The sequence below is a fragment of the Bradyrhizobium semiaridum genome, assembly GCF_020329505.1.
Taxonomy (GTDB): Bacteria; Pseudomonadota; Alphaproteobacteria; order Rhizobiales; family Xanthobacteraceae; genus Bradyrhizobium; species Bradyrhizobium semiaridum.
The window spans coordinates 143099-162944 of record NZ_JAGKJJ010000010.1; the positions used below are offsets into that span (position 1 = coordinate 143099).

The following is a 19846-nucleotide window of genomic DNA, read 5'->3' on the forward strand; positions in this document are numbered from 1 at the left end:
GAAAACGCGTCCCCGTCTTAGCTGTTCGGACCGCGATCCATGCTGACAGGCTGCCAGCGGCGCAGCGCGGTGTTTTGCAGCACCGACGGGTTGACGCAGCTTACCGGCCACATGCCTTGCAGCACTAGTGACAATTCGTAGCCCACCCGGCGCTTGCGCGCCTCGTCGAAACGTGCCGAGGCCGAGGCGACGTGGGCGGTCAAGGTAACATTGTCCATCCCGAGCATCGGATTGTTGTGCGACGGCGGCTCCTTCTCCAGCACGTCGAGCGCGGCGTGCGCGATCCAGCCCTCCTGCAGCGCCTTGATCAGCGCCTCCTCGTCGACCGTGGCGCCGCGGCCGGTGTTGACGAAGATGGCCGATTTTTTCATCTGGCGGAAATGCTTCTCGGTCAGCATGTGATGCACCTCGGGCCGCGCCGGCGCGTGCATCGAGACGAAATCCGACTGCGACAGCACCTCCGACAGCGTCGCGGGAATCACGCCGTGGTCATACATCAGCGTTTCCTGGATGAAGGGATCGTAGGCCATCATCCTGAGGCCGAACGGCGCGGCCCGCTTGGCCACCGCGCGGGCGACGCGGCCGAACGAGATGAAGCCGAGCGTCTGGCCCATCAGGCGCGGAATCTTCAAGAGCGCCGGCCGTCCTTCGGCCCAGCGCCCGCTGCGCACCATCTTGTCCTGCTCGATCAGGCGGCGGAAGCCGGCAAGCAAGAGCATCATCGCGTGATCGGCAACTTCCTCGATGAAGGTGTCGGGGATGTTGGTGACGGGAATGCCGCGGGCGGTCGCCGCCTTCACATCGACGGAATCGACGCCGACGCTGCCGAGCGTGATCACCTTGCAGTTCTCCAGCGCGTCGATCACCGCCTTGGTGATCGGCATGCCTTTGGCATAGATCGCGTCCGCATTCTTCGCCGCGGCGATGAATTCGGCCTCGTTGGCCGGGGCCTCGATGATCTCGGCGCCGATCGGGTCGAGCGCCTCCCGCTCATAGTCGTAGCCGCCGCCGGCCACCGTGAAGCTCGCGCCCTTCGGCGTCACCACCTTGAATTTCGACATTGCCTGCTCCCGATCCGATCTCTTGTTCTTGCTTCTTGCTGGTTTGCTTCTTGATTGGGCTGACGGCCTTGCGCCGCCGCCTCATATGGTTCTACGCGAACTGCGTTGCCGGCTCCACAATTGCAAGTTGGTGCAGCGGCCAATTCTCCGGGCTTCTACGGTGAACCGGCGTAACCAACGGGTAAAGGGTCTCACATTACCGTGAGCCGAATCAATCCCGCCAATCGCGCCGCGTTCCCCACCTCGCCCGGAGATTCCCGTGAAACTGTCAAATCTGAAGATCACGCCGAAGCTCGGCATTCTGGTGGGAGTCGCTCTGCTCGGCCTGTGCGCGGCCGGCTTCCTCGCAGGTCACCTGATGCAGCGGGAGATGGTGCAGGCGCGGATTGACCAGGCCAAGGCAATGGTCGAGATGGCGAAGAACATGGCGGCGAGCCTGAAGAAGGACGTCGACGCCGGCAAGATGACCAAGGAGGCGGCGCTGGCCGAGCTCGGCAAGCGCGGCAACGCCATGACCTACGACAACGGCGCCGGCTATCTGTTCGGCACGTCCTATGACGGCATCACGGTGATGGCGCCCGATCCGAAGCAGATCGGCACCAACCGCATGGACGTCGTGACCAACGGCCGCAAGCTGTCGCAGGAGCTGATGGACGGCGTGAAGGCCAAGAGCGACATCCTGCTGTTCTATGAATATGTGAAGCCCGGCCAGGAGACGCCGATCCGCAAGCTCGGCTATGCTGTCGCGGTCCCCGGCTTCGACATGTATCTCGGCACCGGCGCCTATCTCGACGACATCGACGCCAAGCTGCGTCCGATCACCTGGCTGCTCGGCCTTGCGATCCTCGGCATCGGCGTCATCTCCGGCTCGGTCGCCTGGCTGATCGGCCGAAGCATCTCGCGGCCGCTGAATCTGCTCGGCGCCCGCATGCGCGAAATCGCCGACGGCAAGCTCGATGGCGACATCCCGGGCGTCGGCCGCGGCGACGAAGTCGGCGCGATGGCGTCGACCGTGCAGATCTTCAAGGACAACGCCGTCCGCATCCGTGACCTCGAACAGGCTGAGGCCGCGACCCAGGCCCGTGCCACCGCCGAGCGGCGCGCCGCGATGGAGAACATCGCCAACGACTTCGAGCGCAGCGTGAACGGTATCGTCCGCACCGTGGCGACCGCCGCCGCCGGCATGCAGAGCACCGCGCAATCGATGACCGCGACCGCGAGCGACGCCAGCGCGCGGGCCGCGACCGTCGGCGCGGCGTCCGACAGCGCCTCCAACAATGTCGGGACCGTTGCGGCGGCGGCCGAGGAGCTCTCCTCATCGGTTGCCGAGATCGCGCGCCAGGTGGCGCGCTCCAGCGAGGTCGCCGGCCAGGCGGTGGCCGATGCCGAGCGCACCAATGCGACCGTGCAGGCGCTCTCGACCGGCGCCGAGAAGATCGGCGAGGTGGTCAAGCTGATCCACTCGATCGCCGCGCAGACCAACCTTCTGGCGCTCAACGCTACCATCGAGGCGGCGCGCGCCGGCGAATCCGGCCGCGGCTTCGCGGTGGTCGCCTCCGAGGTGAAGGCGCTGGCCAACCAGACCGCGAAGGCGACCGAGGAGATCTCGGCGCAGGTCGCCGCGATGCAATCCTCCACCGGCGAGGCCGTGACCTCGATCGGCGGCATCACCGCGACCATCGCGCAGATGAGCGAGATCACCGCCTCGATCTCGACCGCGATCGACCAGCAGGGCGATGCGACGCGCGAAATCGCGCGCAACATCCAGCAGGTCGCGGCCGGCTCGAGCGAGATCTCGGCGCATATCGGCGGCGTCACCTCGGCGGCGGCCGCGACCGGCACCGCGGCCAGCGACGTGCTCTCCAACGCCCGCGAGCTCGACACCCAGTCCGGCGCGCTGCGCAAGGCGGTCGACGAGTTCCTGCAGAAGGTGCGCGCGGCGTAGCGTAGTTAAACCCGTCATCCTGAGGTGCGAGCCTCTTCGGCGAGCCTCGAAGGATGCACGGCCACCAGTCGGGCCGTCGACCCTTCGAGGGCCGCTGAAGAAGCGGCCACCTCAGGGTGACGGGATAAAGCGGATGTGCTTCCCCCTCGTAATGACGGCGTCGGCGCCTACTGCTTCTCGATCCCCGCATCAGTGATCAGCTTTTCCCACAGCACGAGCTGCTCCTTGAGGAACGCATCGAACTCCTCGGGGGTGCCGGAGAATGCCTCCATGCCGCGCTCGGCGAGCTGGCTCTTGATGTCCGGCCGCTCGATTACCTTGCGGATTTCCGCGTTCAGTCTGGTGACCACGTCCTTCGGCATGTTGGCGGGGCCGAAATAGCCCTGCCACGAGGTGATATCAAACCCCTGCACGGTCTCGTCCATGGTCGGCAGCTCCGGCAGCAGCGCCGACTTCCGCTTGGTCGTGACCGCGAGCGCCTTCAGCGCCTTGGCGTTGACATGCGGCAGCCCGGTCGGCACGTCGATGAACATCATCGAGACGCGGCCGGCGATCACGTCGGTGAGCGCCGGCGGCGAGCTCTTGTAGGGCACGTGCAAGAGATCGATGCCGGCGAGGCGGGCAAAGGTGGCGCCCGAGACGATCGCCGACGACGAGCCGCTGGCATAGGAGTATTTGCCCGGCTCCTTCTTGGCCAGCGCGATCAGCTCGGCGACCGAGTTCGCCGGAATGTCCGGATGGATCACCAGCATGAAGGGCAGATCGCCGGTGCGCGCGATCGGCGTGAAATCCTTGATCGGATCGTAGCTCATGGTCTTGAGCAGATAGGGATTGGCCGAATGCGTCGTGTTGGTGGTGACAAACAGCGTGTAGCCGTCGGGCGCCGAGCGGGCGACATAGCTCGCCGCGATCGAGCCGTTGGCGCCGGCCTTGTTGTCGATCACCATGCCGACGCCGAGCGCGACCCCGAGCTCCTTGGAGATCAGCCGTGTCGTGGTGTCGGTGCCGCTGCCGGCGGCGAACGGCAGCACCAGCGTGATGTTGCGGGTCGGGTAGCTCTGGCCCTGCGCCGCGCCTGATATCGCCGCGAACGCGGTGGCGGCCGCAGCCGCCAGGCACCAAAATCGTCCCAATCCGTTGATCATGTCGTCGTCCCCCCGCGCGCCCTGAACAGGCGCATGGCGGCCGAAGCTAGCCCGGCCGCCATGGCCGCGGAAGCCGTCCCGGGAGCAGCCTTTCGCCGCATGGCCGCTTCCGGGGGTCGCGCTGCCACAAATACCGAAAAACAACCCCATGCAAAGGAGCCGGCGGCGCCGGCATTCGACATTCAACTGTCCGACATTCAACTTGACATGTCGGGCAACTCAGTGTCATACTTCCAATATTCCGAAATCGCGCCAGTGCCACTCACCTTTTGGGGGCGGAGCGACCAGCCCAGGTGCGGAAGTTCATCGACTTCATCGCCGGCGACGCGGCGGCAAAGCCGCATTCGCCGCGCAACGCCGCCGGTATGCGAAAGGTGGGTTAGCCGGGCTTCGCCGAGCCTTTGGCCGATCCCTGCCGCGAGGCGATGATGACGCCGGCGAGCACCAGCGCGTAGCCGATCAGATGGAATGCGGCGAGCGTCTCGCCGAGCAGCAGGATCGCCATCGCCGAGCCAAACACCGGCACGAGGTGGAAGAACGGCGCGGCGCGGTTAGGGCCGATCAGCGCGACACCGCGGTTGAAGAACAGATAGGCCAGCGTCGACGGGAAGATCAGCGTGTAGGCCAGCGTGGCCGCCGTCAGCAGGTCGAACTTCAGCGTCGCGCCGGCGCAGAATTCCCAGATCGCGAACGGCAGCAGCATCACCGCGCCGCAGCAGGTGGTGAACGAGATCAGCGAGAGCTGATGGATCTTCGGCCGCCGCGGGATCAGCGCCGAATAGAGGCCGAACGAGACCAGCGACGCGCCGAACATGATGTCGCCCCGGTTCAGCCGGATATTGGCGAGCGCGGAAAAATCGCCGCGCAGGATGATCGTCAGCACGCCGGCCAGCGAGATCGCGATGCCGGCGAGCTGCGCCGGCGTCAGCCGTACGCCGAACAGCACCAGCGACCACAGCGCGACGAACAGCGGTCCCGCCGACTGGATCAGCAGCGCGTTCAGCGCCTCGGTGTACTGCATGGCCCAGTAGGAGATCGCGTTGTTGAACGCGAAGCCGACCAGCGACAGCAACAGCATCAACGGCAGCGCGCTGCGCAGCTTCAGCCAATCCTGCCGCAGATGCGGCCAGGCGAACGGCAGCAGGATCAGGAACACGCCGAACCAGCGGATCGTGGTCAGCGTCACCGGCGGCACATGGCTGCCGACATGCCGCGCCAGCACGATGTTGGCGGCCCAGAACAGCGAGGTCAGGCTGAGCAGCAGATAGGGCTGGTTGTTGAGCCAGCGGAACGGCGAGCGTGTAGTCGGAGCGGCGGGTGCGGCCGAAGCGCGGCGATCGGACATTGTTAGGCAATGATGTGCCTGAAACTACCGCCGCGACAAGACGAAAGAGCGGATTGGTGCCATGCGTGGGAACGTTCGCGAGCGGCGCCGAATATTCAGTGTCAAACAGTCAGCGTCGTCCTGGCGAAAGCCAGGACGACGGCGTTGGGAGGTAGCTCGCCACAATTCTATCACCCTTATCCTGAGGTGCGAGCCTCGAAGGATGCGCGGCCCCGATGCAGCCGCGGATAGAGCCGGGCCGTGCACCCTTCGAGGCTCGCTGGCGCGAGCACCTCAGGATGACGGGGACAGGTCGAAAAACTGCTGGCGCGCACTCCGCCTACGTCTGCGGGCCGGACAGCGAGATGTCGCGCTCGGCGCGGAACACGTTGCCGTAGAGGTTGGCGATCCACTGTCGCCCGCTCGAGGTGATGTTGAGGTGGCGGATCGCGCGCTGCACCTGCGGCGCGACGCGGTCCCAGTAGAACTGCGGGTAGCGATGGACGAGGTCGGCCGGCGAATCGTAGCCGAGCTCGCGGTTCAGCCCGGCTTCCTCGAATTCGAGATACAGCGCGTTGGCCTTGCGGATGTAGTTGGGATCGCCGAGCTGGCCGATCAGGTCGGCGGCGCGCAGCACGGTCGCTTCCTCGCTCAGGTCCGCGGTCTGATCCGTTGCGCACAGCGGCAGGCGCGTGCCCTCGATGGCGCTGGCGATCCGGCTCTTGTCGAGCTGGGCGATGCCCTTGATGCGCTCCATCACGAACATCTTGGAGCGGTCGACGTGATGGGGCAGCAGCGCCGCGTCGGAGGCGCCGCGCGGCAGCGTGACCTTGCGTCCGCTCTCGTCGATCAGATAGCCGTCCTTGCCGTCGGCATCGAACAGTCCGCGTACATAGCCGATATCGTGGGTGAGGCAGGCGATGATGACATGCGCATAGTCTTGCGCGGTCATGTGCGAATGCAGCGCGCGGCCGCGCAGGATGTCGTGGCCGGCCAAGGTGACCAGCATGGTGTGCTCGACATTGTGATACAGCGCGTCGCTGTTGCCGATGCATTCGATCGCGATCCGCGCGATCGAGGGCACCATCTCGACCAGCTCGGTCTGCGCGCTGCCGAACCTGCGCTGCATGTACTCGCCGAGAAACTTGCCGAGCGCGTCGGCCGCCAGTTCGGGAAGGGTCATCATGGCTTGACCTCCGAGATCGCGGTGGCATGTGAGTTCGCGGCCCGCATGCCGTTTCAGGGTAGCGGCGGCATATGACATAATCTTTGCGGCCGGACGCGGTCCGGTGAGCCTAGTCCGGTCTTGGCAGGAGCAGATGATGGGCGTCGATCTCTTGAACGTCAAAGGGCTGAGCGAGCTGGATCGCGCGGCGCCGGTGGTGATGGTCAATTTGATGCGCTTTCGGGCGCGGTCGCTCGACGGCGACGGGTCGGGCTGGGACGCCTATCTGCGCTACAGCGCGCTCACGGTGCCGATGATCAAGGCGCGCGGCGGCACGCTGCTGTGGACCGGCCGCGCCGAAGCGGTGGCGCTCGGCGAGCCGGCTGGCCGCCAATGGGACTACATCGCACTGGTCTACTATCCGAGCGTCGCCGCCTTCATCGACATGATGACCTCGGCCGACTACGAGACCCGCTGCGACCCGCACCGCACCAACGGCTGCGAGGCCCACGTGATCATCGCGACGCGCGAGGCGTATAGCAAGTTCAAGGTGGGGTAAGAGGTGGGTGGCTGCCAGCCTTGGGGGGCGCTCAATGTAAGGCCCACCAGCGGCGCCAAGCATTCAGTGTCGTCCCGGCGAAGGCCCGAGGGCATGCACATATCTGGTGCGACGGCTTACAAGTCAGGAAGGCACCAACGGATGGGTTCCCTCCCTCCTTGCGGGGAAGGGTTAGGGAGAGGGGTAAGCCGCGCGGACAGTGTTTGTGGCTTACCCCTCTCTCCAACTCTCCCCCGCAAGGGGGGAGAGAGCCCTCCCACCTCCCGTCCAGCCTTAAGCAAGATCGGCTAGATGAGGGCCTTCGCCGGGACGACGCTGGATATGTTGCACCGCTACGCCTGAGCTCAGAACTTGCGCACCAGGTCCGGGGTGATCTCTTTCAGGCTGCGGATGCCGAGCAGGGCGAGGTCGCGGTCGATCTCGGCGTGCAGCAGCGAGATCGCGCGGGCGACGCCGGCTTCGCCCGCGACCACGGCGGCATAGAGGAACGGGCGGCCGACCCAGACGAAGTCGGCGCCGAGCGCCAGCGCCTTGATCACGTCGGTGCCGCGGCGGATGCCGCCGTCCAGCATCACGGTCATGCTGCCCTTCTGCGCCGCGATCTCCGGCAGCGTGCGCAGGCCGGAGAAGGTGTAGTCGAGCTGGCGGCCGCCATGGTTGGAGACCATCACGCCGTCGCAGCCGTGCTCGCGCGCCAGCCGCGCGTCCTCCGGCGAGATCAGGCCCTTGACCACGAGCTTGCCCTTCCAGCGCTTGCGGATCAGTTCGACATGCTTCCAGGCCAATTGGTCGCGGCTGCCGATGTTGCGCATCAGGTTCTTCGACAGCACCGGCGGGCCCTGCTTGGCGTCCATGTTCTCGAAATGCGGCATGCCGTGGTTGAACACGGTGCGTAGCCAGGTGTTGAGCAGCCAGTCGGGATGGGTGATGGTGTCCCAGAACACGCGCGGCGTGATCGCGAGCGGCACCTGAAAACCGTTGCGGATGTTGTTCTCGCGGTTCGGCGGCACCGGCACGTCGGCGGTGACGACGAAGGTATCGTAGCCGGCGGCCGCGACGCGATCGACCAGCGGTTCGATGCGCGCATCGATGCCGGCGAGATAGGCCTGGTACCAGGCTTGCGGATTGTTGGCGCGGACGTCCTCCAGCGTGATCAGCGAGGAGGCCGACAGGATCATCGGAATTTCGGCGGCGGCTGCGGCCCGCGTCAGCACGATGTCGCCGCGATAGGCGCACAGCGCGGAGGAGCCCATCGGCGGAATGCCGAACGGCGAGGCGTAGCTCTTGCCGAACAGCGTCGTGGTCTGGTCGCGCCCGGAGACGTCCTTGAGCACGCGCGGCACGAAGCCGTAGTCCTGGAACGCCCTCAGATTGTCCGCCCGCGCCGTGTCGGTCTCGGCGCCGCCGGAGATGTAGCCGTAGAGGAATTTCGGCAGCAGCCGCCGCGCCTGCGGCTCGAAATCGTCGAGCGTGAGGTAGCGCTGCAAGCGCCGGGGGACGGCATCGGTGGCGCGGGTGACGGTGGCGGGAGGCGGGGAAGCTACGGCGGTCCGGTCGTGCACGGCAGGCGTTTCCGTTGTTCTTGGTTCTTGGTTGGGCAGCCAGACTAGCGCCTGCCGCCGGGCCCGACAATTCTGGCGTTGAAGCTGTTGACGGACTGGCTGACGTCGCTGAGCGTCCGGCGGGTCTCGGCGATGAACACGCCGGACTTCTTGTCGAAGCTCTGGATCAGCTCGCGCAGCGAGATCACAGTGGGCAGCAGCTCGCCGCCATATTTGTCGCTGCCGAGGGTTTTCAGGAACTTGTCGGCTGACACCATCTTGTCGTCGGCCGCACTGACGCCGGCCTCGGCGGCGTCGACGAAGCCGGCGATCAATTCGCCGCTGCCGGACAGCGAGTTGGTGAAGTTCTCGAAGCCCCGCAGCGTGTCCTTCACCTCGGTCTCATTCTCGACGATGACGCGGTCGACGTTGCGCAGCGCGACGCGCAGCTTCTCCTGGACGCCCATCGTGCCTTCCGGATCGGCGGTCAACTCGGGAATGCCGTCGGCGCCGGCGGGCGCCTCCGGCGCGTCGTCGGTGCCGCCGGTGAAGGAGATCGCGGCGATCCCGGTGAGGCCCTGGAATTCCAGGCCGACCTGGGTGTCCTTTTTGATCGGCGCGTCGCGCTCGATCCGCGTCATCGCCACCACGCGGTGGCGGTCGAGCCGGATCGAGACCACCTCGCCGATGCGCACACCGGCGAAATTGACGCTAGCGCCGCGGCGCAGCCCCGAGGCCGAGCCCTCGAACACGACGCGAAACGGCACCAGCCGCTTGATGCCGGCATAGCGCTGATAGCCGAGCCAGCCGCCCAGCGCGCCGGCGATCAGGGCCAGCGTCAGGGTGCCGATCATCACATTGCTGGCGCGCGCCATCGGATCCGGAACTGTTCGCGAAGCAGGTAAGAAATAGCCGATTTAGCCGAGATAGTCACCGCGCCCTTCTTCGCCTCTCCCCGCCTGCGGGGAGAGGCCGGATCGCATGAAATGCGATCCGGGTGAGGGGGAGTCTCCGCGAGTCCATCTGCGACCGTTTAAGCGGAGAGAGCCCCTCACCCCAACCCTCCAAGAGCGAGCTTCGCTCGTCTCGCCCCCGCCAAGAGCCGGGAGGGGGAGTGGAGAGATCACGCCGCGCTCTGCTTCCGCGACGCCGCGAACACGCCGGCCAGCACCAGGGCAAAGCCGATGAAATGAAAGGCTTGCGGATGTTCGCCGATGAACACGATCGACATCACCGTTCCGAACACCGGAACCATGTGGAAGAACGGCGCGGCGCGGTTGGCACCGATCAGCTGCACACCGCGGTTGAAGCAGAGATAGGCCAGCGTCGAGGGGAACACGGCGACGTAGAACAGCGACAGCAGATTGTTGGTGGTGATCTCCATCACCGGACGCGCCGACAGCTCCCAGACGAAGAACGGGATCAGGAACAGGGCGCCGCAGCCGAACGTGAAGGCGGCCACCGACAGGCCGTGGATGTTCGGCCGCTTCAAGGTCAGCACCGAGTACAGCGCGAAGATCACCAAGGCGACGACGAAGATCAGATCGCCCCTGTTGAACTCGATCTTCGACAGCGTGGTGAGATCGCCGTGCAGCAGGATCACCAGCACGCCGCACAGCGAGAGCAGCACGCCGAGCAGCTGCGCCAGCGTCAGCCGGGCGCCGAGCAGGATCAGCGACCACAGCGCGACCACCAGCGGCGCCGCCGATTGCAGCAGCATCGTGTTCAGCGCCATGGTGTGCTCGAGCGCCCAGTATTGCAGCGTGTTGAAGGCGGAGATGCCGGTGATCGACATCAGCACCATAATGCCGAGATGCTTCCGGATCGCGGTCCAGTCGCGCGCGAGGTGCTTCCAGGCGAACGGCAGGATGATCAGGAATGCCGCGGTCCAGCGCAGGAACGACAGCGTCACCGGCGGAATGTGGCCGGCGGCGAGCCGGCCGACGATCGCGTTGCCGGCCCAGCACATCGCGGTGATGCACAGCAGCACGTAGGGCTGGTTGGCGATCCAGGAGGTGGACGCAGGCGTGGTGGCGGATTCGGAAGCAGACATTCGAACAGGGCCCGGGTTCATGACGCCGCGGCCCGCCCGGCGGGCCAGCGCCAGGCCGGTGTGAATTGCCCGGCCCCTGTCACAGACACGCATTTTGCCGCGCCAGCAACGTCGCCGGATGCATCGCGACCATGCATGAAGGCCCCTTTCACGCCTACGTCCGTGCAGGACGCGGAGGGCTAGCCGGCGTCGGATCGCGTGGTCTGGCGCTTGACGATCTGCTCGGCGAGCTCGATCAGGACGCGCTTGGTGGCGGGATCCTGCACTTCACGGAACACGCGCAGCATCCGCAGTTCGAGCAGCGACTGCAGCGATTGCGCCGCGGGCGAACCGCCGCGCGGCCGGCCGGCGGTCTGCGCAGTGGCGCCCTGAGGACTGACGATGCCGGTGACCAGCCCCAGCATGTCGGCGACGATCGCAAGGCGCCGGGCATCGACCTTCGTGGTGTCGTCGAGGCCGTTGCTGTCCGGCACGGATGCAGCGCACAGTACTTCGGCGAGGTCGGATTGCGACAGCCCGATCGCGCGCCATCGCGCCTGCACCAATTGCTCGATATCGTCCTGCGAAGTGTTCATGACGCGTTCAGGCGATCTCCATCGCATGTGAGTCGTCCAGTCCGCACTTATGACCAAGATCGTGGTTGAATGCAATCAAGGGGCGACGAACGGAACAAATCCAACCTGATATCCACCGCGGCATGCATTGCGGCCGGCATCGTCCCGGAAGGACCCCGCGCGGCTCAGAGATCGATGATCCCGAGCGCGATGCTTTTCGCCACCCCGTGAGTCTTGTTGGACGCATTGAGCTTGCGCAGCGCCTGCTTGATGAAGCCCTCCACCGTCTCCGGCGAAATGCCGAGGATCTGCGCGGTGTCGGCCACTGTCTTGCCGCGGGCCGCCCAGGCCATCACCTCTTTCTCGCGGCCGGTCAGCTTGATCGTCTCGGCGGCGTCGGCGGGCTTGAGGATGGTCGGCGCATTGCGCTGGTCGCGGCTGACGATGTCCATCGCCCGCTGCACCCAGTAGATCATGAGCAGATGCAGCTCATGCCGGTGGCAGATCAGGAGCTTGTCGAAAGCGCGCGGATCGTCTTCCCAGAAGAACACCGTCGAGCTCGAATGCACGGCGCCGAGCCGGTCGCGATAATGGAACGGCACCACGAGGCCTTCGCGAAAGCCGTGGTCGCGCGCGGCGTCCATCATCTTCACCTCCGGCGGACGCTTGTGGCCCTGCCGCTCCGGCAGCTTCAGGCTGCCCCAGTGAAACGGCTTGTTGGTCCGCCGCACCCGCGCCAGCGCCGGATCGCTATGGACGAAGTCATATTGCAGATAGGCGCGCTCCCACGCCGGCGGGTGCGTGCCAGTGTAGTAGGGCACATCGAGCTCGGGGCGTCCGGCGTCGATGAAGGTAAAACCGGAGAAGCCGTAGTCCTGGACAATACGGTGCAATGACGAGCGCAACTCGTCGATCGAGTCGGACGCCTCAATGGCCGAAATCGCGTCTTCGAGACCCATCGACTAAAACCCCCGGTTTTCGGGGGTATCACAGGTGAGCCCTTCCGTTCCAGATGTTCCCGTATTTTGGAGGCAGAGGGAAATGTCGCACCCGTCGGACAGGTACCATGCCCTCATCACGACCGAGGCGCACGATCCGGTTCGTGTTCAGGCGCTGCTCCGCTTGCGCAAGCGACTGTTCGTCGACCAGTGCGGCTGGCTGCTGCAGACGACCGGCGATGTCGAACGCGACGAGTTCGACAGCTGGTACACCGAACATTGCCTGCTGTTCTCCGGTCCCGAACTGGTCGGCGGCTTCAGGGCGATCCGCACCGACCATCCCTATCTCACCAAGTCGGTGTTTCCGCAGTTGGCCACCGGGCGCTTTCCCAGCGACCCCGACGCCTGGGAGATCAGCCGCTTCGGCGTGATCTCGCAGGCCGCCGGCGCTCATGTCGCCAGGCTGAACTACGCGCTGATGTTCCGCTTCGCCGAATTGCGCGGCGCCGAGGCCCTAGTGGCGATGGCCGACCTCACCTACGAGCGCTTCCTCGCCCGCATGGGCATCCGCACCCGCCGCTACGGCCCGCCCCAGGTGATCGGCCGCGACCGTTTCGGCCGCCCGCTCACCGCGCTCGCCGGCGAGATCCCGCTCGACCTCGCCGAAAATCCCGGCCTGACCAAATTCCTCGACCTTGGACGGCAACTGGAGATCCACGATGCCTCATATGTTCTCGGACGTTCGCGCGTTTCGGCACGATCCGCTCCGGTTCCTGCTTGACCGCGGCAATGCCGCGCCGCTCGGGCTGGAGCCGCTGCATCTCGGGCCCGCGCCGGTCTTCCTGGTCACCGATCCCGATCTGATCCGGCCGATCCTGAAAGCGCCGGAGACCGAGATCGGCAAGGGCCGGCTGATCAAGAAGCTGACCCCGGTGTTCGGCCGCAGCTCGCTGATGCTGCATGGTGACGAGCACAAGCGGCGCCGCGCGGTGCTGCACAAGCACATGGCCAAGGGCAGCGTCGAGCGCTACATGCCGCAGATGTGCGCCGAGATCCGCGCCGTCGGCGCCAAGCTCGCGCGCATGGGCGAGTTCGATCCGCATGCGTTCACGGCGGCGCTGGCGCTGCGCACCATCTGCATCGCCGTGTTCGGCACCCAGGTGATCTCCGCCGGCGACGAGGAGGCGCTGGTGCAGGCGGTCAATATGATCGAGGACGATCTGGCCGACGACATGTTCCGCGTGCTGCCGGTCGGCCCGATCGGATGGCACCGCCGCAAGCAGCGGCGCAAGTTCGCCAAGCTGGCGATGTCGACCGTGGTCGAGCGGCTGCGCGAGCGGGCCCGGGCGACCAGCGCGCTGAAGGACTTCGAGGTCCTCGGCCTCTCCGACCAGGACCTGCACGACGAGATCCTGACGCTGCTGCTCGCCGGCCACCACACCACGGGCACCACCGCGGCCTGGGTACTGTACCACATGGCGACCGATCCGGAGCTGATGGAGGCGGTCGCCGACGAGGCGGATCGCTGCCTCGATGACAGCGGCGAGTTGCGTCCCGACGCGGTGCGGCGCGCCGACGTCAGCGCGACGCTGGTCAAGGAGGTCTGCCGGCTCTATCCCGGCGCCTGGTGGTTCTCCCGCGAGGTGATGCAGCCGGTGACCATCGCCGGGCGCGACCTCAAGGTCGGCACCTCACTGCTGATCTGCCCGTGGCAGTTGCAGCGCGATCCGCGCCATTTCGCCGATCCGGACCGCTTCCTGATGACGCGGCGCTACACCACCGACGCCTACGTCCCGTTCGGCGCCGGGCCGCGCGCCTGCGCCGGCATGGGGGTGGCGATGCTCGAGCTGCAGCTGCTCGCGCTCGAGATCGCGGCCGCCTATCGCTTCACCGGCGTCAGCCCCAATCCGGCGCCGTGGCCGAAGGCGTCTGTGACGCTAATTCCGCCGCCAATGACGATCGGCATCGAAGTCCGGCAGGTGCGCAGCCCCAGAATGCATCTTGGCGACGAGGTGCCGTATCTGCTGCCGGTCAACGCACCACCCCTCTCAACCCTGCAATCGGTTGCCCAATGACAACACATTTGAAATTAGTCAGTCCCGTGCAAGACAATATGGACGAAGTGCAGCTGCGTCGCCTGCGCGATGTCATTGCTGTGCTCACGGAGCAGCGCGGCATCGTGATGGCGGCCGGTGCGGCGTTCGCCGGCCATCTGCTTGACCTTGCGATCATGCAGCTGCGCCTCAACGTCAACGACATCTCGGAAGAGGAATTGTCCGGCCTGTCCGACTTCATCGGCACCGGGCTCTCGGGCCACAAGGCGCCGCACTGACGCGGCGCGCTCGCCGCATCAATCCCGCGCCGCAGTCAGCGCCTTCATGGTGGCGCCTGCGGCGAGGGCGGCGTCGTTGGGATCGATTTCGATCTGCAAGCCGCGCTGGCCGCCGTTGACGAACACCGTGGCATGGGTGAGCGCGCCCTCGTCGATCACGGTCGGCACCCGCTTCTTCTGGCCGAACGGGCTGATGCCGCCGACATGGTAGCCGGTCAGCCGCTCGGCGTCGGCCGGGCGCATCATCTTCGCCGACTTGCCGCCGAGTGCCGCCGCGAGCTTCTTCATGCTGACTTCGCTGTTGGCCGGCACCACGGCGCACACCGGCTTGCCGTCGAGCTCGGCCATCAACGTCTTCAGCATCCGGTTCGGCTCGACGCCAAGCGCCTCGGCGGCCTGCAGGGCGATGCTTTCGGCGGACGAATCGTAGACATAGGTGTGGAGCCTGAAGGCGATGCCGAGCCGGCGCAGCACCATGGTGGCAGGTGTGGAATTGGGCATGGACCAAACTGATTTAATGAATCGGTCGAACTGATTTGATGAAAGCGGCATGATCGCCGTAATCCGGGCTGCGATCAATGATCCATATGGTCACCCGCGGGCCGCCAAAGCAGCCGCGAAGGCTGCTCCAACATTAAATTCCCGCCAGGCTGGGCCGGGCCTGCGTGTTCCGGAATTTTCAGGGGATATCAAGGAGTTGTAGCCTACCCAAAAGGCTTAAAGAGCGGCCTTCTTGCTTGCGCAGCCGGGCCGCTTCCTTTATCCGGTAGGCGCCTTGCGTGCGCGCGGCCAAGCCCGTGTCTTGAGCCTGCGTCTGGCTGGGCATAAGCGCATGATCGGACGGCGGGCGGACGCGTTTTCGCCGCGATCATGGTCTGAAGAACACCTGAAGGGAACAGCTTCGAAATGGCCAATGTTGTCGTCGTCGGCGCCCAGTGGGGCGACGAGGGGAAGGGCAAGATCGTCGACTGGTTGTCGGAGCAGGCCGACATCGTCGTGCGCTTCCAGGGCGGCCACAATGCCGGCCATACGCTCGTGATCAATGGCGAGACCTACAAGCTGGCGCTGCTGCCGTCCGGCGTGCTGCGTCCCAACAAGCTTGCGGTGATCGGCAACGGCGTGGTGTTCGATCCCCAGGCCTTCCTCGAGGAGGTCACCAAGCTGAAGGGGCAGGGCGTCGCGGTCGGGCCCGACAATCTGCGCATTGCCGAGAACGTCACGCTGATCCTGCCGCTGCATCGAGAGCTCGACGCGTTGCGCGAATCGTCAAATGCCATCACCTCGATCGGCACCACTCGCCGCGGCATCGGTCCGGCCTATGAGGACAAGGCCGGCCGGAGAGCCATCCGCCTGATGGATCTCGCCGACCTCGACACGCTGCCGCACAAGATCGACCGCCTGCTGGCGCACCACAACGCGCTGCGCCGCGGCCTCAATTTGCCGGAGATCGACGGCAAGGCGATTCTCGCCGAACTGTCGGCGATGGCGCCGAAGCTCTTGCCCTATGCCGAGACGGTGTGGCGGCTGCTCGACCTCAAGCGCCGCGAGGGCAAGCGCATCCTGTTCGAGGGCGCGCAGGGTGCGCTGCTCGACGTCGATCACGGAACTTATCCCTATGTGACCTCGTCGAACACGGTGGCGGCGCAGGCCGCGACCGGCACCGGCCTGGGTCCGGGCGCCGTCGGCTATGTGCTCGGCATCTGCAAGGCCTACACCACCCGGGTCGGCCAAGGCCCGTTCCCGACCGAGCTGAACAACGAGATCGGCGAGGAGATCGGCCGCCGTGGCAAGGAATTCGGCGTCAACACCGGGCGCAAGCGGCGCTGTGGCTGGTTCGATGCCGTGCTGGTGCGACAAACCGTCCGGACCAGCGGGATTGCCGGGCTGGCGCTGACCAAGCTCGATATTCTGGACGGGTTCGATAGCATCGAGGTCTGCACCGGCTACAGGCTCGACGGCAAGGAGATCGACCACCTCCCGGCCGGCGAGGGGGCGCAGGCCCGGGTCGAGCCGATCTACGAGACCATCGAGGGCTGGAAGCAGCCGACTGCGAATGCCCGGTCCTGGGCCGACCTGCCGGCCCAGGCCATCAAATATGTCCGCCGGGTCGAGGAGCTGGTGGGGTGTCCGATCGCCCTGCTATCCACCAGCCCGGAACGTGAGGATACTATTCTGGTACAGAATCCGTTCGAGGCTTAACGGGATATTACCTATATCCCACCAATTGTGTGGAAATGGCTGACTACTACCCGCTGATCGCCCGCGCCATCGCCGGATTGGACCCCAACGCTCCCGGCGAAGCCCGTCGCGCGCTGTACGCGCGGGCGCGGACTGCGCTGATCCAGCAGCTTCGCGGCGTGCAGCCGCCGCTCTCCGAATCCGAGATCACCCGCGAGCGGCTGTCGCTGGAAGAGGCGGTCCGCAAGGTCGAGTCCGAGGCCGCCCAGCGCGCCCGCGATGCCGCCCGTCCCGGCGGCGGCGCTGGTGGTGCCCCGGCCCGTGGCGGCGATGGCTTCCGCCGCAGCAATCCCCGTCCGCCGGACAGTGCAGCCGCCGAGGCCGCGCCGGCCCGTCCGCGCAGCCCTGCCGAACCCCGCCCGCCGCGCAATCTGCGCCTTGACGCACCGCCGCCGACGCCGCCCTCGCGGCCGCAGGCTCCGCCGGTCCCGTCTGCCGACGCGCCGCGTCCCGGTGCGCCGCGCCGCGGAGCCGAAGGCGCCCCGCCGGCCTCGCCGGGCGTGCGCGGCTTCCGCGACATCACCGCCGATGCCGACGACCTCGGCCGCGCCGCGGCGCAGGCCAGCCGTAACGCGCGCAAGACCTACGCCAACGTGCCCTCGCCCTCGCCGGAGTTCGACCGGCTCGAGCCGAATCTGGAAAACCGCGGCGCCGATCCCGACGCGCAATATTCCTACGACGAGGCGATCGAGGAGGCCGAGCGCTACGCGCCGCAGCCGCCGCAGACCCCGCAGCGCTCCCGCGTCAGCAATGCCGAGCGCGAGCCGAAGAAGCCGCGCGTCGGCTCGATGTTCCCGTTCAAGACCGCGATCGCGGTCGGCATCCTGCTGATCCTGGTCGGCACCGGCATCCTGATGCGCCAGCAGGTCATGACCTTCGTCAGCAGCCTGATGAAGCCGTCGGCGCCGGCCGTCGTCGAGGCGCCGAAGGATGCCGGCGCGCCGGCCAGCAAGAAGATCGCCGACCGGGTCGGCCAGCCGGGCTCGGGCGAGGTGGTCGCGCCGGTCGCCCAGCGCGTGGTGCTCTATGACGAGGATCCGTCCGATCCGAAGGGCAAGCAGTATGTCGGCTCGGTGGTGTGGCGCACCGAGCAGGTCAAGGCATCGGGCAACCAGAAGCCCGACATCGCGGTGCGCGCCGACATCGACATCCCCGACCGCAAGTTCAAGATGACGATGTCGTTCCGCCGCAACACCGACACCTCGCTGCCGGCGAGCCATACCGCGGAGCTGACCTTCATCCTGCCGCAGGATTTCGCCAATGGCGGCGTCGGCAACGTGCCGGGCATCTTGATGAAGTCGAACGAGCAGGCCCGCGGCACGCCGCTCTCGGGCCTCGCCGTCAAGGTCACCGACGGCTTCTTCCTGGTCGGCCTCTCCAACGTCGACCTCGACCGCTCGCGCAACCTGCAGCTCCTCAAGGAGCGCTCCTGGTTCGACGTCCCGCTGGTCTACACCAACCAGCGCCGCGCCATCATCGCGATTGAAAAGGGCGCCCCCGGCGAACGCGCCTTCAACGAAGCGTTCGCGGCGTGGGGGGAGTAGGGCACGCGATCTCGCCTTTCCCTGTCGTTGCCCTGACATTTATTGATGAGCCGCGGCGTACTGGATGCCCCGCTTGAAGCGGGGCATGGCCACCGAGGAACACGACGCGTCCCTCCGAATTTCCCTAGAACCGTCTCGAGTCTGCGCTAAACTTGGCTCATGTCGGGCAAGGGTGCGCCATGAAACGCTACGTCATCTTCGCAGCCATCGGGCCGTTCATCGGCGGCTTCCTGCTGTTGCTCGCGACCACCTATCAGTCCGGCTACTGGACCGAAACCAATAGCGGCGAGGTGACGAAGCTGTTCGTCGTGTTCGTGAAGTCGCTGCAGTACAATTATCTGTTCGGCCTCGTGCCGTCGCTGATGTTCGCGGCGGTCGACGACATCCTCATGCATGTGCGGCGCATCCCGCCGGTGGCGCGGATGCTGATGGTCGGCGTGGTGGCGTTCATCGGTGCGGCGCTGACCTACGCCTCGCACGGCTCGGAAAGCGGCGCGGTGCAGTTCATCCTCTACGGGCTGGTCGGCTTTATCCCGGGCGTGATCACGTCGTGGCTGGCGCATAAATATGCCGAGGAGCTGTACGAGCCGGCGACGCCGGCCTCGGCGCAGCGTTGATTTCCGTGAACGCGCGCACGAAGGCCTAGGTGGGCACGCTGCGCACCCCCGTGCAGCTTCAGCTTTGTCGTCCCGGCGAAGGCCGGGACCCATAACCACCGCCGATCATGATGCGCAACGCTGCGGCCGCAAAACGCTAGGACAATTTGACTCTGTGGCTATGGGTCCCGGCCCCCGCCGGGACGACATTGCGGAGAGGTAATGTGACGCAACTTGAACCCCCTGCCGGCGTTACCATGTGATGGCCATGCCCGAGGACGACATCTTCACGCCCCATCGCAACCGATCGCGGCCGCCGTTCGGCGGGGTGCAGGCGCGCGGCAAGGTCATCGACCAGGACGGGCGGGAGCTGCCTGATCCTGCGCGGCATCCGCAGTTCGAGGCGTTTCAGTTCGACTTCCGCAACTCCACCGCCAATCCGTTCGGCAATCTGACGCGCGAGCAGCGGCTGGCGCGACTGGAGGCGATCGCAAAGCTGCTCGACGTCGCCTTCATCGTGCCGGGCACCAATGTGCGCTACGGCATCGACGGGCTGATCGGCCTGATCCCTGTGGTCGGCGACATCATCACGACCGCGATCTCGCTGTGGCTGGTCCGTGAGGCCCGCCTGCTCGGCGCGCCCTGGCACATCACCGCGCGGATGCTCGGCAACGTCGCGTTGGACGGCGTGGTCGGCCTGGTGCCGGTCGCGGGCGACGCCTTCGACGTCATGTTCCGCGCCAACATCCGCAACGTGCGGCTGTTGCGGCGCTGGCTCGAGCGCCAGCCGCGGCTGTAGCGGATCGTTCGGCGCGCGCGCAAAAACAAAAGCCCCCGGCCGTGCCGGGGGC

Annotated in this window: 19 protein-coding genes; 9 read left to right on the top strand and 10 right to left on the bottom strand. The window is 66.4% G+C overall.

Annotated elements, in window-relative coordinates:
- Positions 1–17: 17 nt before the first annotated feature.
- Positions 18–1061 carry a C-terminal binding protein gene (locus J6500_RS14690; protein ID WP_225713415.1) on the bottom strand — a complete coding sequence of 348 codons (1044 nt, stop codon included), beginning with the start codon at positions 1059–1061 and terminating at the stop codon, positions 18–20.
- Positions 1062–1320: 259 nt separating this feature from the next.
- Between J6500_RS14690 and J6500_RS14695 the strand changes: the two genes are divergently transcribed.
- Entirely contained in the window at positions 1321–3006 is a 1686-nt protein-coding gene (locus J6500_RS14695) for a methyl-accepting chemotaxis protein (RefSeq protein WP_225713416.1), read from the top strand.
- Positions 3007–3173: 167 nt separating this feature from the next.
- On the opposite strand, the gene J6500_RS14700 is transcribed toward J6500_RS14695, so the two are convergent.
- The 3 genes from J6500_RS14700 to J6500_RS14710 all read right to left on the bottom strand — a co-directional run bounded on the left by J6500_RS14700 (position 3174) and on the right by J6500_RS14710 (position 6661).
- The gene (locus tag J6500_RS14700; protein ID WP_225713417.1) at positions 3174–4151 is read right to left on the bottom strand and encodes a Bug family tripartite tricarboxylate transporter substrate binding protein; all 978 of its coding nucleotides are present in this window, start codon (positions 4149–4151) and stop codon (positions 3174–3176) included.
- 379 nt (positions 4152–4530) lie between these two features.
- On the bottom strand, positions 4531–5496 hold the full coding sequence (locus J6500_RS14705) for a DMT family transporter (RefSeq protein ID WP_225713418.1): 966 nt from the start codon (positions 5494–5496) through the stop codon (positions 4531–4533).
- 319 nt (positions 5497–5815) lie between these two features.
- Positions 5816–6661, bottom strand: a complete 846-nt coding sequence (locus tag J6500_RS14710) for an HD domain-containing protein (RefSeq protein ID WP_225713419.1) — start codon at positions 6659–6661, stop codon at positions 5816–5818.
- Between the two features lie 136 nt (positions 6662–6797).
- Between J6500_RS14710 and J6500_RS14715 the strand changes: the two genes are divergently transcribed.
- A complete protein-coding gene (locus J6500_RS14715) occupies positions 6798–7199 on the top strand; it encodes a DUF1330 domain-containing protein (RefSeq protein WP_225713489.1) in 402 nt (133 codons plus the stop codon).
- 344 nt (positions 7200–7543) lie between these two features.
- On the opposite strand, the gene J6500_RS14720 is transcribed toward J6500_RS14715, so the two are convergent.
- From J6500_RS14720 to J6500_RS14740, 5 genes are all read right to left on the bottom strand, one after another.
- Complete coding sequence (locus J6500_RS14720) at positions 7544–8761, bottom strand: alpha-hydroxy acid oxidase (protein WP_225713420.1); 1218 nt, start codon at positions 8759–8761, stop codon at positions 7544–7546.
- 44 nt (positions 8762–8805) lie between these two features.
- Positions 8806–9615, bottom strand: a complete 810-nt coding sequence (locus J6500_RS14725) for an MlaD family protein (protein ID WP_225713421.1) — start codon at positions 9613–9615, stop codon at positions 8806–8808.
- A 248-nt stretch (positions 9616–9863) separates the two neighbouring features.
- Entirely contained in the window at positions 9864–10793 is a 930-nt protein-coding gene (locus tag J6500_RS14730; RefSeq protein ID WP_225713422.1) for a DMT family transporter, read from the bottom strand.
- 179 nt (positions 10794–10972) lie between these two features.
- Positions 10973–11368, bottom strand: a complete 396-nt coding sequence (locus tag J6500_RS14735) for a hypothetical protein (protein ID WP_225713423.1) — start codon at positions 11366–11368, stop codon at positions 10973–10975.
- Between the two features lie 164 nt (positions 11369–11532).
- A complete protein-coding gene (locus J6500_RS14740) occupies positions 11533–12306 on the bottom strand; it encodes an autoinducer binding domain-containing protein (protein WP_225713424.1) in 774 nt (257 codons plus the stop codon).
- An 82-nt stretch (positions 12307–12388) separates the two neighbouring features.
- On the opposite strand from J6500_RS14740, the gene J6500_RS14745 reads away from it, so the two are divergent.
- Genes J6500_RS14745 through J6500_RS14755 form a run of 3 tightly spaced genes read left to right on the top strand, consistent with a single transcriptional unit; the run spans position 12389 to position 14617 of the window.
- On the top strand, positions 12389–13066 hold the full coding sequence (locus tag J6500_RS14745; RefSeq protein ID WP_225713425.1) for an acyl-homoserine-lactone synthase: 678 nt from the start codon (positions 12389–12391) through the stop codon (positions 13064–13066).
- Positions 13005–14360 (top strand): cytochrome P450, encoded by a 1356-nt coding sequence (locus tag J6500_RS14750; protein WP_225713426.1) that lies wholly within the window; start codon positions 13005–13007, stop codon positions 14358–14360. The genes J6500_RS14745 and J6500_RS14750 overlap by 62 nt, the downstream gene beginning before the upstream one ends.
- 38 nt (positions 14361–14398) lie before the next feature.
- Positions 14399–14617, top strand: a complete 219-nt coding sequence (locus J6500_RS14755; protein WP_225713427.1) for a hypothetical protein — start codon at positions 14399–14401, stop codon at positions 14615–14617.
- A gap of 18 nt (positions 14618–14635) precedes the next feature.
- Here the strand turns inward: J6500_RS14755 and ybaK are convergent, their stop codons facing one another.
- Positions 14636–15118, bottom strand: a complete 483-nt coding sequence (ybaK, locus tag J6500_RS14760) for a Cys-tRNA(Pro) deacylase (RefSeq protein WP_225713428.1) — start codon at positions 15116–15118, stop codon at positions 14636–14638.
- A 405-nt stretch (positions 15119–15523) separates the two neighbouring features.
- Here ybaK and J6500_RS14765 point away from each other — a divergent pair, with 405 nt between their 5' ends.
- From J6500_RS14765 to J6500_RS14780, 4 genes are all read left to right on the top strand, one after another.
- Positions 15524–16816: an adenylosuccinate synthase gene (locus tag J6500_RS14765; RefSeq protein ID WP_225713429.1), complete on the top strand. Its 1293-nt coding sequence runs from the start codon at positions 15524–15526 to the stop codon at positions 16814–16816.
- Between the two features lie 35 nt (positions 16817–16851).
- Complete coding sequence (locus J6500_RS14770) at positions 16852–18399, top strand: hypothetical protein (RefSeq protein ID WP_225713430.1); 1548 nt, start codon at positions 16852–16854, stop codon at positions 18397–18399.
- Between the two features lie 179 nt (positions 18400–18578).
- Positions 18579–19016, top strand: a complete 438-nt coding sequence (locus tag J6500_RS14775) for a DUF5413 family protein (RefSeq protein WP_225713431.1) — start codon at positions 18579–18581, stop codon at positions 19014–19016.
- 241 nt (positions 19017–19257) lie between these two features.
- A complete protein-coding gene (locus J6500_RS14780; RefSeq protein ID WP_225713432.1) occupies positions 19258–19794 on the top strand; it encodes a DUF4112 domain-containing protein in 537 nt (178 codons plus the stop codon).
- The last annotated feature ends 52 nt before the right edge of the window (positions 19795–19846 follow it).

Coding starts and splice junctions, on each gene's coding strand:
- J6500_RS14700 (WP_225713417.1), bottom strand. CDS start 4,151: ATGATCAACGGATTGGGACGATTTTGGTGCCTGGCGGCTGCGGCCGCC.
- J6500_RS14775 (WP_225713431.1), top strand. CDS start 18,579: ATGAAACGCTACGTCATCTTCGCAGCCATCGGGCCGTTCATCGGCGGC.
- J6500_RS14730 (WP_225713422.1), bottom strand. CDS start 10,793: ATGTCTGCTTCCGAATCCGCCACCACGCCTGCGTCCACCTCCTGGATC.
- J6500_RS14710 (WP_225713419.1), bottom strand. CDS start 6,661: ATGATGACCCTTCCCGAACTGGCGGCCGACGCGCTCGGCAAGTTTCTC.
- J6500_RS14745 (WP_225713425.1), top strand. CDS start 12,389: ATGTCGCACCCGTCGGACAGGTACCATGCCCTCATCACGACCGAGGCG.
- J6500_RS14725 (WP_225713421.1), bottom strand. CDS start 9,615: ATGGCGCGCGCCAGCAATGTGATGATCGGCACCCTGACGCTGGCCCTG.
- J6500_RS14765 (WP_225713429.1), top strand. CDS start 15,524: ATGGCCAATGTTGTCGTCGTCGGCGCCCAGTGGGGCGACGAGGGGAAG.
- J6500_RS14780 (WP_225713432.1), top strand. CDS start 19,258: ATGGCCATGCCCGAGGACGACATCTTCACGCCCCATCGCAACCGATCG.
- J6500_RS14705 (WP_225713418.1), bottom strand. CDS start 5,496: ATGTCCGATCGCCGCGCTTCGGCCGCACCCGCCGCTCCGACTACACGC.
- J6500_RS14770 (WP_225713430.1), top strand. CDS start 16,852: ATGGCTGACTACTACCCGCTGATCGCCCGCGCCATCGCCGGATTGGAC.
- J6500_RS14740 (WP_225713424.1), bottom strand. CDS start 12,306: ATGGGTCTCGAAGACGCGATTTCGGCCATTGAGGCGTCCGACTCGATC.
- J6500_RS14755 (WP_225713427.1), top strand. CDS start 14,399: ATGGACGAAGTGCAGCTGCGTCGCCTGCGCGATGTCATTGCTGTGCTC.
- J6500_RS14750 (WP_225713426.1), top strand. CDS start 13,005: ATGCCTCATATGTTCTCGGACGTTCGCGCGTTTCGGCACGATCCGCTC.
- ybaK (WP_225713428.1), bottom strand. CDS start 15,118: ATGCCCAATTCCACACCTGCCACCATGGTGCTGCGCCGGCTCGGCATC.
- J6500_RS14735 (WP_225713423.1), bottom strand. CDS start 11,368: ATGAACACTTCGCAGGACGATATCGAGCAATTGGTGCAGGCGCGATGG.
- J6500_RS14715 (WP_225713489.1), top strand. CDS start 6,798: ATGGGCGTCGATCTCTTGAACGTCAAAGGGCTGAGCGAGCTGGATCGC.
- J6500_RS14690 (WP_225713415.1), bottom strand. CDS start 1,061: ATGTCGAAATTCAAGGTGGTGACGCCGAAGGGCGCGAGCTTCACGGTG.